13 protein-coding genes are annotated in these 16,654 nt (G+C 53.6%); all 13 read right to left on the minus strand.

Going from position 1 to position 16,654, the window contains the following annotated elements; all coding sequences use genetic code 11:
- Positions 1 to 24 precede the first annotated feature (24 nt).
- The 13 genes from QCD60_RS06530 to QCD60_RS06590 all read right to left on the minus strand — a co-directional run bounded on the left by QCD60_RS06530 (position 25) and on the right by QCD60_RS06590 (position 16,648).
- Positions 25 to 1,380 (minus strand): sodium-dependent transporter, encoded by a 1,356-nt coding sequence (locus tag QCD60_RS06530; RefSeq protein WP_104156842.1) that lies wholly within the window; start codon positions 1,378 to 1,380, stop codon positions 25 to 27.
- Between the two features lie 262 nt (positions 1,381 to 1,642).
- The gene (gene rlmB, locus QCD60_RS06535) at positions 1,643 to 2,386 is read right to left on the minus strand and encodes a 23S rRNA (guanosine(2251)-2'-O)-methyltransferase RlmB (RefSeq protein ID WP_104156843.1); all 744 of its coding nucleotides are present in this window, start codon (positions 2,384 to 2,386) and stop codon (positions 1,643 to 1,645) included.
- Positions 2,387 to 2,438: 52 nt separating this feature from the next.
- Positions 2,439 to 4,919, minus strand: coding sequence for a ribonuclease R (gene rnr / locus QCD60_RS06540; RefSeq protein ID WP_279783503.1), 2,481 nt, complete (start codon positions 4,917 to 4,919; stop codon positions 2,439 to 2,441).
- 222 nt (positions 4,920 to 5,141) lie between these two features.
- Positions 5,142 to 6,437 carry an adenylosuccinate synthase gene (locus QCD60_RS06545; protein ID WP_279783505.1) on the minus strand — a complete coding sequence of 432 codons (1,296 nt, stop codon included), beginning with the start codon at positions 6,435 to 6,437 and terminating at the stop codon, positions 5,142 to 5,144.
- 33 nt (positions 6,438 to 6,470) lie between these two features.
- Entirely contained in the window at positions 6,471 to 7,664 is a 1,194-nt protein-coding gene (locus QCD60_RS06550; protein WP_279783507.1) for an ATP phosphoribosyltransferase regulatory subunit, read from the minus strand.
- Between the two features lie 24 nt (positions 7,665 to 7,688).
- Complete coding sequence (locus QCD60_RS06555) at positions 7,689 to 7,886, minus strand: DUF2065 domain-containing protein (RefSeq protein WP_104156847.1); 198 nt, start codon at positions 7,884 to 7,886, stop codon at positions 7,689 to 7,691.
- Positions 7,887 to 8,074: 188 nt separating this feature from the next.
- The gene (gene hflC / locus QCD60_RS06560) at positions 8,075 to 8,968 is read right to left on the minus strand and encodes a protease modulator HflC (protein ID WP_104156848.1); all 894 of its coding nucleotides are present in this window, start codon (positions 8,966 to 8,968) and stop codon (positions 8,075 to 8,077) included.
- Entirely contained in the window at positions 8,968 to 10,170 is a 1,203-nt protein-coding gene (gene hflK / locus QCD60_RS06565) for an FtsH protease activity modulator HflK (protein ID WP_279783512.1), read from the minus strand. The genes hflC and hflK overlap by 1 nt, the downstream gene beginning before the upstream one ends.
- 99 nt (positions 10,171 to 10,269) lie before the next feature.
- Positions 10,270 to 11,616: a ribosome rescue GTPase HflX gene (gene hflX, locus QCD60_RS06570; protein ID WP_279783514.1), complete on the minus strand. Its 1,347-nt coding sequence runs from the start codon at positions 11,614 to 11,616 to the stop codon at positions 10,270 to 10,272.
- Positions 11,617 to 11,629: 13 nt separating this feature from the next.
- Positions 11,630 to 11,869 carry an RNA chaperone Hfq gene (gene hfq / locus QCD60_RS06575; RefSeq protein ID WP_104156851.1) on the minus strand — a complete coding sequence of 80 codons (240 nt, stop codon included), beginning with the start codon at positions 11,867 to 11,869 and terminating at the stop codon, positions 11,630 to 11,632.
- A gap of 102 nt (positions 11,870 to 11,971) precedes the next feature.
- Positions 11,972 to 12,919, minus strand: coding sequence for a tRNA (adenosine(37)-N6)-dimethylallyltransferase MiaA (gene miaA, locus QCD60_RS06580; RefSeq protein WP_279783517.1), 948 nt, complete (start codon positions 12,917 to 12,919; stop codon positions 11,972 to 11,974).
- An 89-nt stretch (positions 12,920 to 13,008) separates the two neighbouring features.
- Complete coding sequence (gene mutL, locus QCD60_RS06585; protein WP_279783519.1) at positions 13,009 to 14,934, minus strand: DNA mismatch repair endonuclease MutL; 1,926 nt, start codon at positions 14,932 to 14,934, stop codon at positions 13,009 to 13,011.
- Positions 14,935 to 14,998: 64 nt separating this feature from the next.
- Positions 14,999 to 16,648, minus strand: a complete 1,650-nt coding sequence (locus QCD60_RS06590; protein WP_279783521.1) for an N-acetylmuramoyl-L-alanine amidase — start codon at positions 16,646 to 16,648, stop codon at positions 14,999 to 15,001.
- Positions 16,649 to 16,654: the final 6 nt, after the last annotated feature.

Raw genomic sequence — 16,654 nt, forward strand, 5'->3', positions numbered from 1 at the left:
CGCAGATCGTACTCTCTGCCGAACTTACTGGAAGAACAGGTTAAAGATAAACACTGTCAACACAAGTACGGGGGCTACAAAACGGGTTACATAGAACCACAGTTTGTACGAGAGAGCAGAGACGCCCAGCTCTTCGTGGCTGAAGCGGCTCTTGACGATCCAGCTGGAGAAAATGGCGACGAACAGACCACCCAGTGGCAACATAATATTGGCGGTCACATAGTCGAGGAAATCAAAGATCCCTTTACCGAACAGGTGCACGTTGCTCCACTCGTTAAATGACAACAGCGCTGCAATACCCAGCAACCATCCAACTACGCCGAGTACCAGACATGCCATCGGGCGACGGAAACCAAAGCGCTCAACCAGGAAAGCGATCGAGGGCTCCATCAGTGAAATGGCGGATGTCCAGGCAGCAATGGCGACCAGAACAAAGAACAGGAAACCAAATATCTGCCCCATCGGCATATTGCCAAAGGCAACCGGCAGAGTGACAAACATCAGCCCGGGACCTGCACCGGGATCCATGTTGTTGGCAAAGACGATGGGAAAAATAGCCAAACCAGCTACCAGGGCAACGAAAGTGTCCAAGAACACAACCGCCATCGCAGTACTACCAATAGATGCTTGTTTCGTCATGTAGGAACCGTAGGCAATCATGGTCCCCATGCCCAGACTGAGGGTAAAGAAGGCATGCCCTAGTGCAACCAGCACTGCGTTCCAGGTCAGTTTTTCAGGCTCAAAATCAAACATGAAATGGAACGCATCAGCAAAACGCCCAGTACTGATACCGTACCCTAGTACCACAAACAGAAGAATAAACAGCGCAGGCATCAGTATGCGGATACTGCGCTCCAGCCCTTCATTAACCCCTTTGACCAGAACGATCATGCTCAGAAAAGCAAAAACACTGTGCCAGATCAGCATGGTCACAGGGTCAGCCAATAGTCCCTTGAACGCTGCTCCCACCTGTTCAGCGCCAGCACCATTAAAGGTTCCTTGCGCCATATCGCTGACGTAGGCTAACACCCAACCGCCCACTACCGAGTAGAAACCAAAGATTAGAAAGCCAGCCAGCGCGCCCATCCAGCCAACAAATTGCCAGTTGGTACTGCGGCCAGACTCCTCTGCAACGTCACGCAGCGAGTTTGCAGGGCTTTGCCGACCACGACGTCCGATAAACACTTCCGCCATCATCAGTGGCAAGCCGATCAGCGCCACACACAACAAATAAACCAGAACAAAGGCACCACCGCCGTTAACGCCGGTGATGTAAGGAAACTTCCAAATGTTACCCAATCCCACTGCAGAACCGGTTGCCGCCATGATAAATACCCAGCGACTGGCCCACATACCATGAATGGACTCTTTTTTAAGCATCTCTTTTGTCTTCTCAGGAATCGAAAAAGCGGGAGATTTTTTCCCAACTTTTCATCAGTTGCAAGCCAGTGCGCGACATACTTTTCTAATTGCGACCAGCTAACACCACCGGCGCTCGCATAACCTCGAACGCCGGCAGCAGGTACAAGCTCACTGGAAATAGTAATTCGTCATGACCGTTCGGCGCCCCCCCAAAGGTGAAAGCCAACTCGCACAACTGACATCACGACATCTCCACCAGCAGGTTAGAGTGAACACTCAATCAGAGCTGGCGTTGACGTACCGCCTCAAACAGACACACTCCCGTAGCAACCGAAACGTTCAGGCTACTGACTTCTCCGGCCATCGGAATGCTGACCAAGGTGTCACAGCACTCCCGTGTCAAACGCCGCATACCACTGCCTTCCGCGCCCATGATCAGTGCCATCGGCCCTTTGAGGTTAGCCTCATAGACGGTTTGTTCTGCCTCACCCGCCGTACCAATCATCCAGATACCCCGCTCCTGCATGCTGCGCAGGGTACGGGCGAGGTTGGTTACCTGTACGTAGGGCACGGCCTCAGCGGCTCCACAAGCTACTTTGACGGCGGTGCTGTTCAGTGGCGCAGACTTGTCTTTGGGAGCGATCACCGCGTGAACACCTGCGGCATCCGCAGTACGTAAACAGGCACCCAGATTATGAGGGTCTGTCACGCCGTCCAGCACTAGAATAAAGGGAGTATCCTCCAACTGGTCCAGATAAGTTTCCAGCCAGTTCTCAGTCTGCGCACGTTGCGGTTCAACCTTCGCGGCAACACCCTGATGCACTCCCTCAACCTCGGCATCCAGCTCCTGGCGACTGACAAGCTTGACCTTCACAAACTTGCTTTGTGCCAGCTCCAGTATTGTTTCAATGCGCTGGTCCCGGCGTCCCTGCTGTACCCATAATTCGCGAATGCGCTTGGCATCCCGCTTCAGCAAGGTCTGCACACTATGCAGACCAAAAGCCCAATCCAAATTCTGTGACATGTCTATTACTCAGTCCGGCAACTAGGCCGAGGTCAATCTTATGCAACGTTACTCAATGTGGCTGCGCGTGCTTTTTATTGGCGCGGCTGGTTTCCTTGGCCTTACGCTTGGCCTTGATACTGGCCTTTACCTTCGCCTTACGTGCTTTCTTTTCCTTGCCAGCACTGGCAGTACTGCTGTCCTTGGGTTTGCGGCTGCCCGTTCCTTTACCACCTGACTTTGCTCCGGTCGTACCGACCTTTTCTTGCGACGCCGTTCGTGCAAGTGCAGGAGGAATATCGCCGTCACGCAAGCGATCACGAACGGACTTGCTCACCCGGCGTGCCGGTCCTTCTATAAGTTCAAAGTCGATTTTCCGCTCATCCAGATCGACGCGACTGACTTTTACCCGTACCTGATCACCAAGACGGAAGCTCTTGCCGGTACGCTCTCCTTTCAGACGCTGGAAGGCGGCATCGTAATGATAGTAGTCACCGGGCAGTCCACTGACATGCACCAGTCCTTCAACATAGACTTCACTCAACTCGATAAAGCAGCCGAAGTTGGTCACTGCAGAAATGACGCCCTGATATTCCTCACCCACCCGGTGACTCATGTACTCGCACTTCAGCCATGACACGACATCACGCGATGCTTCGTCGGAGCGGCGCTCGGTCGAGGAGCACTGTTCACCCAAAGCCACCATGGCCTGCAGATCATAGTGGTAGCCATACAACGCCCCTTCATTCTGCTCCCGACGCAGCAAAGCACGGATAGCACGGTGCACCAGCAGATCAGGATAGCGGCGGATTGGTGAAGTGAAATGCGTATAAGCCTTGTAGCCTAGGCCAAAATGCCCCTCATTATCGGGGCTGTATACCGCCTGACTCATGGAGCGCAGCAGCATGGTCTGGATCGGGTGATAATCTGGTCGCTGCTGAATACTGCTCAGCAGTGCCTGATAATCAGAAGGCTGCGGTTTGTCGCCGCCACTGAGGTTCAGACCCAGCGGTGCCAGATAGGCTCGTAACTTATCCAGACGCTCAGCTTTTGGCCCTTCATGGATACGATACAAGGCAGGTAACTTGTTCTTTTGCAGGAATCGGGCAGCACAGACGTTGGCACACAGCATACATTCTTCAATCAGGCGGTGAGCCTCATTGCGCTGCACTGGCACCACTTGATCAATCTTGCGTCCTTCACCGAACACAATACGCGTTTCCGTTGTTTCAAAATCGATCGCACCGCGCACATCTCGTGCTACCCGCAACGCATGATACAACTCAAACAACGCTTCCAGATGGGGCACCAGCGCCGTGTAGCGCTGCCTCAGCTCCTGACCGTCACTGCTGTCGGGGCGCTCCAGCATCTGGCTGACCTTGGTATAGGTCAACCGTGCCTGCGACTGGAATACAGCCTCATAGAATTTATATCCACTGATATTCCCAGCGGCACTGATCGTGGCCTCACACACCATAGCCAGGCGATCTACCTGAGGGTTCAGTGAGCACAGACCATTGGAAATTTTCTCCGGCAGCATCGGTACCACCTGCCCCGGGAAGTACGTGGAGTTGCCGCGTTTCAGTGCCTCCTGATCCAGAGCTGTTCCGGGGCGGATATAGTGAGACACGTCAGCGATAGCAACATACAAACGCCAGCCTCCGCCTTTCTTACGTTCAGCGTAGACAGCATCATCAAAATCGCGGGCGTCTTCACCATCGATGGTCACCAGCGGCAAATGACGGAGATCGACTCGCCCTTGCTTGTCAGATTCAGCTACTTCTTCCGCGATGGCATCCAGCTCCGCCAGCGCTTCATCGGACCATTCATTGGGTATGCCGTAGTTGTAGATAGCAACCTGGGTTTCCATACCTGGAGCCAGATGATCGCCCAGAATCTGAACAATCCGACCGACAGCATGGCCGCGCTTACTGGGATACTCATCAATTTCGACCAGAACAACCTGCCCCTGACGAGCACGGACACTGCCATCAGCTCGGATCAGCACATCCTGAGCGATCTTGGTGTTATCCGGCGTGACAAACGCGTTGCCGTACTCTTCGAAGTAGCGACCAACCAGGCGGGAAACCGCACGCTCAACGACTTCGACGATAGCCGCCTCACGACGCCCCTTGAAGTCTTCACCGCGCACTCTTACCAGTACCCGGTCACCATCAAACACCGCGCGCATCTGACGCTCGTGCAGATAGAGATCGTCAGAGCCATCGTCCGGTACGACAAATCCGAAGCCATCACGATGCCCCATCACGCGACCAGCGATCAGGTCCATCTTGTTGACAAGGCCGTATCCCCCCTTGCGGGTAAAGATCAGCTGTCCATCTCTTTCCATCGCCCGCAAACGACGACGCAGGGCTTCGATGCGCTCTTCGTCATGCAGTTCCAACGCCTCGCACAGCTGCTCGTGAGTCGCAGGACCCGCGAAGTTTTGCAGGTATTCCAGCAAAAACTCGCGACTGGGTACGGGGTTATCGTATTTTTCAGCTTCTCGCTGTGCGAAGGGATCATCATTTAGCGGGGGATTGTGATCGGACACTGGCGATCTCCTAGGTAGGAATCCTGGCGAAACCGAACCACACGATTCGGACGCTGCCCAAAAAGCAGCTCTGTATTTTTGCGCGATACCAGCACCGTATCGAGATAACGGAAATCTGCTGCGCAACAATCATGATTAAACACTGTCCTCCTTCCGGCACACACCAGAAAGCGTAGACAAAAAACACAAGGGGGCTCAAGGCCCCCTGCTCTTCACTGTGTTTTACAGTGAGAATGGCTCGCGCAGAACGATGGTTTCATTGCGATCAGGCCCGGTAGAAATAATATCCACAGGCACGCCTACCAGCTCTTCCAGGCGGCGGATATAAGCCAGAGCGGCCTCAGGCAAGTCTTCCAGGCGTTTAACACCAACGGTGGACTCACTCCAGCCAGACATCTCCTCAAACACTGGAGTGACTGCGGCATACCCTTCACTATCAATAGGGTTGACTACGTCATTGCCCTGCGCATCACGATAATGAGTGCAGATACGCACCACTTCCAGACCATCAAGCACATCAAGCTTGGTCAGACACAAGCCACTGATGGAGTTAATTTGCACAGACTGACGCAACAGCACGGAGTCAAACCAGCCGCAACGACGAGCACGACCAGTGGTAGCACCAAACTCGTGGCCTTTCTGCGCAAGATGTGCGCCAACACTGTCAAACAGCTCGGTGGGGAAAGGACCGGAACCGACACGGGTCGTGTAGGCTTTGGTGATACCCAGTACGTAATCCAGATACAGAGGGCCAAAACCCGATCCGGTAGCGGTACCACCAGCGGTAGTGTTAGAAGAAGTCACAAAGGGATAAGTACCGTGATCGATATCGAGCAGTGAGCCCTGAGCACCTTCAAACATGATGTTGGCGTCACCACGACGATGATCATGCAGCTCAGTCGTCACGTCAGCTACCATCGGACGCAGCTCCTCGGCCATCCGCAGGCTGTCAGCGAGCATAGTATCAAAATCGATCGCGGCCACTTTGTAGTACTGAGTCAGTACAAAGTTGTGATACTCCAATACTTCTTTCAGCTTGGTGGCAAAACGCTCAGCATCCAGCATGTCGCCAACGCGCAGCCCGCGGCGAGCGACCTTGTCTTCGTAGGCTGGACCGATGCCGCGGCCGGTAGTACCAATCTTGTTATTGCCACGTGCAGCTTCACGAGCCACATCAAGTGCAACATGGTAAGGCAGAATCAGCGGGCAGGCCGGGCTAATGCGCAGACGCTCGCGAACTGGTACACCGCTGGTTTCCAGCTCTGCCATTTCCTTCAGCAGAGCCTCAGGAGAAAGCACTACCCCATTGGCGATATAACAGGTGACGTTGTCACGCAGGATCCCGGAGGGAATAAGGTGAAGCACGGTTTTTTTACCGTCAATCACCAGAGTGTGGCCAGCGTTGTGACCGCCCTGAAAACGCACCACCGCAGCAGCCTGTTCAGTCAGCAAGTCAACAATCTTGCCCTTACCTTCGTCACCCCACTGGGTGCCCAGTACTACAACATTCTTACCCATAATTGTCAGGTCTCAATAATTCAGTTCGCGTATTCAGTTCGCCAGCGACACAACCTGCCACTGCTCTCCATCCCATTGCAGCTGCCGGTCACAGCGCAGTTCTCGCGGATCATCGCTCATGCCTGGCAAGCCTGCCACGACCCGCTCCCCGCTCACGCGCAGTTCAGCAATACGCTCAGACAAAAGCGCATCCGGATTGGCAGGAGCATAGATCCCCTTGGGTAACTCGACTTCCACCTGGTCAGAGAGTGCAACCAAAACCATCAGGTCAGCACTAAATCCGGTAGCAGGCCTGGCTCGGCCAAAAACGCGGCCGATATCATCATAACGCCCCCCCTTTGCTACGGGCTGGCCGTAACCGGGAACATAGGCGGTAAAAATTATCCCTGTATGGTAGTTATATCCACGAAGCTCGCTGAGATCGATATAGATATCCACCTCTGCGGAATATTGCTGAACGGCCTCGACAATGTCACGCAGGTTTGCCAGTGCATTACGCACTCCAGCTGGAGCGTCAGCAAATAGCGCCTCAGCCTGCTGCAATACCGTGACGTCTCCATTGAGGCGGGCCAAAGCCAGCAACCACTCTGCTGCCTGCTTGTCAGCAACCTGAGCAGCTACATAGCTACGCAATTCAGTCAAAGATTTACGTTGCAGAATTTCGGTCAGGACCTCGGCCTGCTGTGCATCCAGCCCAGCATGACGAGCCAGTTGGCGGTAGATATTCACCTGATTCAAATCCAGTGTCACCGCCTGACGTACACCAGTCGTCCGTAAGGTTTCCAGCATCAGCTGAATGACCTCAACATCCGAAGCAGCACCGTCGTGACCATATAGCTCCGCCCCAAGCTGCAGAGGATTACGGGAAGCTTGCAGATACGCTGGACGGGTATGCAGAACAGGGCTGGCATAACATAAGCGCACGACGCCAGTGTTATGCAGGCAGTGGGCATCAATACGCGCCACCTGAGGGGTAATATCTGCCCGCACTCCCATCATGCGACCCGTCAGCTGGTCCGTCACCTTGAAAGTTAACAACTCCAGATCATGCCCTGTGCCGGTCAGCAACGACTCAAGATATTCGATGAGTGGGGTCATGACCAGGTCATAGCCCCAGCCACGGTAAAGGTCCAGCAATTGGCGGCGAACACTTTCAATGCGTTCAGCCTCGGGCGGCAGCACTTCTTTCACGCCATCTGGCAACAGCCAACGATCGGCAAGTGTCATCACGGTCTCCGCAAGCCTTGGGCTCTAGTGAATCAAGTAAAGCAGGCATACACCTGCCAGCATACTTCCCAGCCCCCACAGGCGTAGCGAAAGATCACTCATGTTAGTTAACTGAGTCATCATCTGCTTCCAGCCTCGCGGGTTAAGAAACGGAAGAATGCCTTCCAATACCAACAACAGACAGAAGGCCAGGGCCAGTGTCTGCCAAAAGTCGTTGTTCATGGCTTTTCTGGCAGTGCTCGGTGGTGTTCGAGATACGGGCTCAGCGTATTGCTGAACCTGCAGGCGTTACAGGAAGAGCTCCGAGCCATTCCATAACGCGCACGCAAAAAAAACCGGGCTTAAAAAAGCCCGGTGATCAATACTATCACGAATTGGAGCAGCGGGAATAACTCCAACTGCTAATTGCTCTATTTTTCACCTGAAGATGACTTCGCACCGCTAGGATCGTTGAGGAAACGGAAGAAATCACTGTCAGGCTGAATAACCATCAGATCACCTTCTTTACCCAGCGAGTTCTTGTACGCAGTCAGGCTGCGGTAGAAAGAATAGAACTGTGGATCCTGCTGATACGCTCTTGAGTAGATAGAAGCCGCCTGCGCGTCTCCTTCACCTCGAATACGCTCAGAATCACGATAAGCGTTCGCCTTGATTATCGTGCGCTGACGATCAGCATCAGCCTTGATACCCTCAGCCAACTCTTTACCACGTGAGCGCAACTCACGTGCTTCACGCTCGCGCTCTGTGCGCATACGCTCATAAACGGACTGACTAACTTCAGGAGGCAAGTCGATTTTCTTGATACGAATATCACGAACCCGGATACCGAGCTCAGCTTCGGTCGCCTGCGTAAGCTTTTCAGTCAGCTCACTCATCACCTCATCACGCTTACCTGAAACCACCTGGTTGAGAGTTCTGGAACCAAACTGGTTACGCAGTCCAGTATCTACCCGTGCTGCAAGTATTTTGGCTGCCTGAAACTCATCACCTGAGGTAGCAGTGTAGTACTTCTCGACATCCTGAATGTTCCACTTCACAAAGGAGTCAACAATCAGCGCCTTCTTTTCCAGAGTCAGATAGCGTTGCGGCGTTGAATCCATGGTAAGCACACGGCTGTCAAAGACACGCACGTTATCGATAAACGGAATCTTGGCATGCAAGCCTGGTTTCACGTCAGCATTTACCACTTCACCAAAACGCAACACCACAGCACGCTCAGTTTCATTAATGACATAGAGCGATTTCATTGCTGCGATAACAATGACCAGCACCAGAATGATGGTTGCAAAAGACTTGTTAGACATTATCGTCCCTCCCGTGTAGTGGTAGAGACGGCCTGACGCTTACGCAGCTCATTCAATACTTCATCAGTCAACTGCTGGATGTCGCCATTACTCAGCGAAGAAGACTGCGCAGCCATCTTACGGGCAGCTTTGGCATCCTGACTGGCTTCGGTCAACTTATCCAGCGGCAAATACATCATGTTGTTAGAGCCTTTGCCGTCAACAATCACCTTGGTACTGTTGGCATAGACATTTTCGACCGTATCCAGGTACAAACGCTCACGAGTGACCTCTGGAGCTTTGTGATACTCACTCATCAGCTTCAGAAAGCGCTCTGCATCCCCTTGTGCCCGAGCCACCACCTCATCACGATAGGCATTGGCTTCTTCCAGCACACGCTGAGCAGCACCACGCGCTTCTGGCACAACGCCATTGGCATAGGTTTCGGCTTCATTCTTGACTCGCTGCTCATCTTCTCGCGCCTTGATGACATCGTCAAAGGCGGACTGAACCTGTTTGGGAGCCATCGCGTTTTCAATGTTGATACGACTAACCTGTAAGCCAGTACCGTAGCGATTGACATACTCCTGCAAACGCTCCTGCACAGACGCTGCCAGGGTTTCACGCCCCTCGGTCAAAATGGAATGCATTTCTGAGCTACCAACCACGTGGCGCAGAGCGCTCTCCGTTGCCTGCGACAGGCTGGCTTCCGGATCTCGCACATTCAGCACGAAGGCTTTGGGATCAGCGACCACATACTGCACAGACATGTTTACCTCAACGATATTCTCGTCTTCGGTTAGCATTTGCGCACCATGATCAAGTGAACGCACGCGCGTTACGTTAACCTTGCGTACATCGTCTATCAGCGGAGGATTCCAGTGCAGACCAGGAGTGACAGTTTCACTGTACTTACCAAAGCGCAGCACCACACCACGTTCCTGTTGATCAATGGTGTAGAACCCCATGGCAGCCCAGGCGATCGCAACCACTACAATCAACACCAGCAGCAAGACGCTATTGAAGCCACCGGAGGTACGCCCCCCCTGACCTCCGCCAGAGGACTTGCCACCAAAGATGCGATTCAGCTGATCCTGAACTTTACGCAGCACTTCGTCGAGATCAGGTGGCCCCTGATCTCCTTTGTTACCACCGCCGCGATTACCGGAGCCCCAGGGATCCTGGGGGTTGTTGCCGTTACCTCCGGGCTCGTTCCAAGCCATAGGGTTCTCCGTATTACCTTTTTGATTTGTTCGAAAATCTATCCATGCACTAAATCATCACTTTAGTCATCGCTATGCAAAGTGACAATTTTGCAAGAACTAAGGAACAACGAAGTCTAAGGAGGCCTCGAAGTCCTCGCAAGTTTCCTTGTGTTGCTTCCGCAAACCAAAGCGCTCTGGCTCTATATCACACCGCCTGAGCATTTGCAGGAAGTCGCTTAAGGGCAAACGCACTTGCAAAAGGTTATTCCCACTCTCATCCCAGAACTCGTCAAGCACGCAACCCTGAGCATAAAGTGCAGCACGCATGGCTCCTTCAGCTGGCTTAAGCGTCAACGTCTCCGCAAACAAATCATCGCCGAGACATTCCGCCACTGCCTGTTGCAGCAACTCCAGACCCTCACCGCGTTGCGCTGAAAGCCAGACAGCGATGGGTCGGCCTTTACTGTTCCGGTCTATATGAGGCTCTACCCGCTCCATCAGATCAATCTTATTAAAGACCATCAGTGTTGGAATATCGGCAGCGTCAATTTCCTGCAACACCAGATTGACGGCCTCAAGATTGCGGTCGCGCTCCGCACTAGCCGCGTCAACCACATGCAAGAGCAAGCTGGCCTCAGAAGTCTCCTGCAGGGTAGCCTGAAAGGCATCCACCAACTTATGCGGCAAGTGACGTATAAAGCCAACGGTATCAGCCAGAATAATGGGACCAATATCTGGCATCTGCAGACGTCGCAACGTCGGATCCAGCGTGGCAAACAACTGATCGGCAGCATACACGCCAGCCATCGACAGACTGTTAAACAGCGTAGACTTGCCAGCGTTGGTATATCCAACCAATGAAACAGTGGGTATTTCGGCACGCAATCGCGCACGCCGCCCCTGATCACGCTGTTTGCGAACCTTATCCAGACGCTTATGTATGTATTTGATTCGCTCACGCAAAAGGCGTCGGTCCGTTTCCAGCTGAGTTTCCCCAGGGCCTCGCAAACCTATACCACCCTTCTGGCGTTCCAAGTGAGTCCAACCGCGCACCAAACGAGTAGACATATGCTCAAGCTGAGCCAGCTCCACTTGAAGCTTACCTTCATGAGTACGCGCACGCTGAGCAAAAATATCGAGTATCAACCCCGTGCGATCCAGTACACGACACTGTAACGCATGCTCAAGATTACGCTCCTGAGCCGGGCTAAGTGCATGATTGAACAGCACCACTTCTGCCTCAAGAGCACGAACCGTGTCGCGAATCTCGTCGACTTTGCCTGAGCCAGCATAAAATTTGGGGTTGGGAGTGCTTCTTGAACCTGTCACCAGTGCCACAGGAACGGCACCAGCAGATACAACAAGCTCTTGAAATTCGGCAGGATCTTCCCGTTCTGCATCATCATACATATCCAGGTGAACGAGAACGGCACGTTCACCTGTATCAGGACGTTCAAAGAACAATCATCACCTCACATCAACCGGCTGGGACTTCATCCACCCCCGGCAGTTTCACCGGGCGAGCCGGCACAACAGTGGAAATAGCATGTTTATATACCATCTGACTGACAGTATTTTTCAGCAGGATAACGAACTGATCGAAAGACTCGATCTGCCCCTGCAGTTTGATGCCATTAACCAGGAAAATAGACACAGGCACGCGCTCTTTGCGCAGTACATTGAGGAAAGGGTCTTGTAAAGATTGCCCTTTTGACATTCTGATGCTCCTTAGCAATTGGAGGTTGGCCGAGACGCCGACCATGATAAAGAATAGACGCGATTTCCTGCGCGCCTGAAGCTGGATTGCCTACTTATACACTTAACTGAGACCAGACTCCAGCAATTTCAAGGCACTATCCAGTGCCTGCGAGGAGGTGGAGTCAATCCAGTGTACATGTTCAAATCCTCGTAACCATGTTAGCTGACGCTTCGCCAATTGTCGCGTTGCAGCAATTCCTTTTTGCACAAAAACTGAATAGTCGTCTTCGCCATCGAGGTAACACCAGGCTTGCCGATAGCCCACACAGCGTATGGATGGCAACGCTGCGTGCAGGTCTGTACGTTGTTTCAAGGACTCCACTTCAGCGAGAAAACCTGCGCTAAGCATCTGCTCAAAACGTAACGCAATTCGCTGGTGCAACACACTGCGATCAGCAGGACTCCAGGCTATCTCAACCGTGCGGTACGGTAGAACCTGCTGCTCTTGCTCCTGCCAATGTTGACTTAGCGATTTGCCAGTCAAAAAGTACACTTCCAGGGCACGTTGCAGACGTTGAGGATCACTGGGACGTATGCGTGCTGCCGACTCAGGATCAACTTCTTGCAATCGCTGATGCAACTTCACCCACCCGTGTTCCAGGGCTTCATTTTCCATCTGCTGCCGAAAAACCGGGTCTGCTGAAGGTAGATTAGCCATGCCCTGAAGCAGGATGTTGTAGTACATCATCGTGCCGCCCACTAGCAGCGGAATACGCCCTCTGGCCACACTGGCAGCCATTAGCGCCAGTGCATCCTGACGGAAGTCGGCGGCTGAATACGCCTCACTGGGATCACGAATATCGATAAGCTGATGGGGGTAACGGGCCAGTTCAGCCGCACTTGGCTTGGCTGTACCAATATCCATACCACGATAGATCAGTGCCGAATCGACACTAATAATGTCGCAAGGAAAGCGCTCAGCCAGCTCAAAAGCCAGGGCCGTTTTGCCTGCAGCAGTTGGCCCCATCAGTAAAATGGCTGGTGGAAGAACAGAAGACAAGGAGGTCATGCACACCTGAGATCAGTTAACGCGAAAAGTGGAGAATGGTACTGCAATCCCCCTCATCAATTCAAAAGCCAGAGCACGCGATCACTCTTTTACTGGCCACGCATAAATAAACGATCAAGATCCTTCAGGGTCAGTTGTGACCATGTAGGACGACCGTGATTGCACTGCCCACTGCGCTCGGTACGTTCCATATCACGCAGCAAACCGTTCATTTCCTCCAGCGTCAGCTGACGATTCGCACGAACCGCGCCGTGGCATGCCATAGTGCCCAACAACTCGTTGATTTGCTCTCCCACTCTGGAGCTCTGACCAAATTCCTGCAGGTCTGCCAGTACATCACGCACGAGCTGCGGCACCTCAGCCTGACGCAACAGAGCTGGCACTTCACGAATAACCAGGTTTTCAGCCCCCATACGCTGCACACGAAAGCCCAGACGCTGAAAAGACTCTTCGTGCTCTTCTGCAACACTTGCCTCACGCTCGCTGACGGCCATGGAAACCGGTACCAGCAATGGCTGAGACTTGATACCCTCGCCACTCCAAGCTGACTTCATCCGTTCATAGACAATCCGCTCATGAGCCGCATGCATATCCACCACCACCAAGCCCTGTTGGTTCTGCGCCAGAATATAGATGCCATGCAACTGGGCTACAGCAAAACCCAGTGGAGGGACATCAGCACTCGCAGCAGGCAAACCCTGCATTGCCATACTTTCTTGAGGAAAGACTTGCTTTGCCCCTGAAGCATATGTCGCCCCGAACCCTGACTCAGCTATGGCTGTCGTCTGCCCATAAACCGTCGACTGTACATCCTGCGCTGGATGTAACCGCGCATATCCTGCCATCTGCTCCCGGATCTGCCCCACTCCGGGCGTGCTGCCGGCCGGTGGCAGATTCATCCACCCCTGCCCCTGAAACTCTCCCGCTTCTTTGCCCTGCGCCATCGTGACAGACGCCACAGGCAAGGGTTCGGCCGCATCTTGTGCCGTTTGTGGACGCACCTCAGCCAGCGCCCGATGCAAGCTGCTGAAAATAAAGTCATGCACTAACCGGCCATCTCGAAAGCGCACCTCATGCTTGGTCGGATGCACGTTCACATCAACAACAGCCGGATCCACATAGAGATACAACACAAACACCGGATGACGGCCGTTGTAGAGCACATCCTGATAAGCCTGACGAATGGCATGAGCAACAAGACGATCACGAATCACCCGACCATTAACGAAGAAATACTGCTGATCCTGCTGACTACGGGAAAAGGTAGGCAAACCAACCCAGCCATGCAGACGCAGAGGACCGTTATTGATATCCACCACAACTGACTGCTGCAAAAAAGCACTACCACACAGCTGACCAATACGCTTCTCTCGCTCAAGCTCGGTACGCGCAGGACTGAGACTCAGACTGACCTTCTGGTTATGACGCAAGGTAAAGCCAACGTCGAAACGACTCAGGGCCAGACGCCGCACCACCTCTTCCAGATGGCCATATTCTGTTTTGTCAGTTCGCAGAAACTTACGTCGTGCCGGGGTATTGAAGAACAGATCACGCACTTCAACTGTCGTCCCCTGAGGATGAGCAGCAGGACTGACTTCTGTGGCCATGTCTCGCCCTTCCGCTATTACCTGAAATGCATGCTCTGCTCCCTCAGCACGGGATGTCAGCACCAGCCGCGACACAGAGCTGACACTGGCCAGCGCTTCACCTCGAAAACCCAGACTGGCGACAGCCTCCAGGTCCTCCAGAGTAAGAATCTTACTGGTAGCGTGACGGCTGAGCGCCAGAGGCAAATCATCCGCATGAATGCCGCTACCATTGTCACGTACTTGCAGCCGCTTGATACCGCCCTGCTCTACATCGATATCAATACGCGACGCCCCTGCATCCAGGCTATTTTCCAGCAGTTCTTTGATGACAGAGGCCGGGCGCTCAACCACCTCACCCGCTGCGATCTGGTTAGCCAGTCGCGGGCTCAGACTGTGGATGCGTTTGCTGGTAGTGACTGTACTCATAAACGTGATAACCGGACTGGGATGGATGACATCGTGCAGGAAAGAGCGGTGAGGCAGCTCTTTATCAGGAAGAAGGAATGACCAGCACCTGGCCCACCTTGATCACCGCCTGATGATCCAGATCGTTTTCCCGCAACAGACGTGACAGACTGACCTTATTGCGGGCGGCGATGGCTGACAGAGTATCGCCAGGACCAACCTTGTAGAGCACCCGGTCAGCAGGCTTCAGTGCCGTTGCCGAGATCACAGGCAGGTCAGGCTGGCGCACTTTGGCCGCTATCCAGGTATTAGGTTGCGGCTGGCTGTAGAAGTGATGCTTGATACCGTTGAAAATAGAGGTCGCCAGCTGCTGCTGATAGCTCTTGGTACGCAGTTGCGACGCCTCATGGGAGTTGGAGATAAAGCCCGTTTCAACCAGAATGGAGGGGATATCAGGCGACTTCAGCACCACAAAGCCTGCCCGCTCGACATGATTCTTGTGCAACCGAGCAATACGCCCAACCTGCCCCAGCACATCCTTACCCACCTGATCACTCAGCTTGAGTGTGCCTGTCATGGACAAATCCAGCAGTACACCCGCCAGCACTTCGTCCTTATCATCCAGACTGACACCACCGACGCCACCAATCAGGTCAGCATTATTTTCCGTCTGCGCCAGCCAGCGCCCCATTTCACTGGTCGCCCCCCGCTCAGATAGCGTCCACACTGATGCGCCACGTGCACTGTCATTCTTGAAGGCATCCGCATGAATGGACACAAACATGTCCGCATTGGCTTCGCGTGCCAGGCGAGTACGTTTACGCAAATCCACATAGTAGTCACCACGGCGAGTCAGATAAGCCTTGAAGCCCGGCTCCTTGTCGAGCATCTGTGCGAGCTGGCGTGCAATCGACAGCACCACATCCTTCTCTCTTAACCCTCCGGCACCGATAGCTCCCGGATCTTCGCCGCCGTGCCCTGCATCGACTGCGATGATAATGTCACGATAGTTCTCAGACTTCAGCGGCTGCGCCTGTATGACAGGGGCAGCGGGTGCACTGGGCGGTATAACGCTGGTGCTGACGACCTGCACCGGGGCAGTGCTTACCACCGGAACTGCACCGCCATTAGTGCCTGGGGAAGGCGAACTCACGGGCGCCACGGGTTTTGGCTGATTGTTTACGCTGGATGACCCGACAACGGGAGTTGCAGTTACTACCGGAACAGCACTGTTAGGGGAGGACGGATTAGTACTCACAGATGTCGTCTGAACGGCGGCCGGTACCGAAGGAGCGCTGACAACGGCAGAAGCAATAACGGGAGCAGCAGAATCGGGGGTCAGCAGGTCGACCACCAGGCGATTACCGTACTGCTTATTGGGCGCCAGACTGAAGTCCCTGAACGGTAATTTCTGCTTGAGGTCGATCACGATGCGGGTAGTAGTGCCATCCTGAATCCCTGAACGTAGTCCTTCGATCAGCGAACCCTTGATGTCCAGCGCAGCAAGATCGGCATGAATAACGCTGTTACTGATATCCAGCACCAGTCGGTTGGGATTTTCCACCTGAAACGCCTTGTACTGAACAGGAGCACTGAGATCGAATACCAGACGTGTGTTATCGGGCGCCTGCCAGATACGCACATTAAGGATATCCGCGGTCTGGGCACAGGCACTGCCAATCAGCAGCCAGCCAAACAGTCCCAGAAGCCACCCATGCAGCCAAGGTTTTTTCATCTCAGG

Origin of the sequence: Pokkaliibacter sp. MBI-7 (assembly GCF_029846635.1) — a bacterium.
Taxonomy (GTDB): domain Bacteria; phylum Pseudomonadota; class Gammaproteobacteria; order Pseudomonadales; family Balneatricaceae; genus Pokkaliibacter.